Origin of the sequence: Halobiforma nitratireducens JCM 10879, from assembly GCF_000337895.1 — an archaeon.
Classification (GTDB): Archaea; Halobacteriota; Halobacteria; order Halobacteriales; family Natrialbaceae; genus Natronobacterium; species Natronobacterium nitratireducens.
Map to the genome: position 1 here is coordinate 1 of NZ_AOMA01000039.1, position 315 is coordinate 315.

The 315-nt window shown below is 48.3% G+C and carries 1 protein-coding gene; it reads right to left on the bottom strand.

The annotated features are described in order from the left end of the window. A partial coding sequence (locus C446_RS19600) for a hypothetical protein (RefSeq protein ID WP_204365905.1) occupies positions 1–315 on the bottom strand: 315 nt, incomplete at both ends.

Here is a 315-nt window from a genome sequence, read left to right on the forward strand (position 1 = left end):
GGTAGTAGCAGCACTGGAAAGTGTTGTGATGTATTCACCGATTGGTCGGTCGAACCGGCCACCATCAATTTGGGGAGTTGGGTTTGCATAGTCAACGAGGAGAGTACCAGACAGAGCCCAGAATGCGCCTCCAAAGAAAATCCCTCCAGTAGTGTATTTTGTATACTTATAATAGATTGGTGGTATATATTTAGTTGGTTGGACAGATCCGGGGCGGTTGGAAACAAGTTGCTCCGTTGCGAGGTCATCTAATCCTCCTCTCAGGCGTTCACTCCACTGTTCTTCGTGAGACTTGTAGGGAATTGGACGCCGTCT